Raw genomic sequence first — 513 nt, 5'->3', positions numbered from 1 at the left:
ACAGACAATTAATATTGAAGATACTACGGCGCCTGTTATCGATACAACCGCTGTTGAAAATATAGCTATTCAATGTGGTGTAACTCCAGATGGAACTTTAGAAGATTGGTTATCAAGCAATGCTGGTGCATCTGCTACAGATAATTGCTCTACAGTTATATGGACTAACGATTACGGTCAGATGTCAGATGTAGATTGTGATAACAATGCTATTATAGTGACATTTACAGCAGCGGATGCGTGTGGAAACTCAGACTTCTTCACTGCTACCTATTCTATTATGGATACTGTAGATCCTATATTGTCACTTCCTGTAGATGTAACTTTAGAATGTACCGACGATACTTCTACAGCAAACACTGGTGTTGCTACGGCTACAGATGATTGTGCTACGCCTACTGTTTCTTTTACAGATGTAACTACAACTGGAACTTGTGATAGTAATTATATTATTACTAGAACTTGGACAGCAATTGATGCTTGTGGAAACACAACAACTCAAGAACAGACAAT

The 513-nt window shown here is 38.0% G+C and carries 1 pseudogene; it reads left to right on the top strand.

The features are described 5' to 3' along the window. Positions 1–513 (top strand): annotated as a pseudogene (locus ES677_RS15460) (hypothetical protein); the annotation flags it as partial.

Source organism: Bizionia gelidisalsuginis (genome assembly GCF_008086185.1).
Lineage (GTDB): Bacteria > Bacteroidota > Bacteroidia > Flavobacteriales > Flavobacteriaceae > Bizionia > Bizionia saleffrena.
Note: the sequence above shows the minus strand (reverse complement) of the source record. Positions and strands in the feature narration are given on the sequence as shown.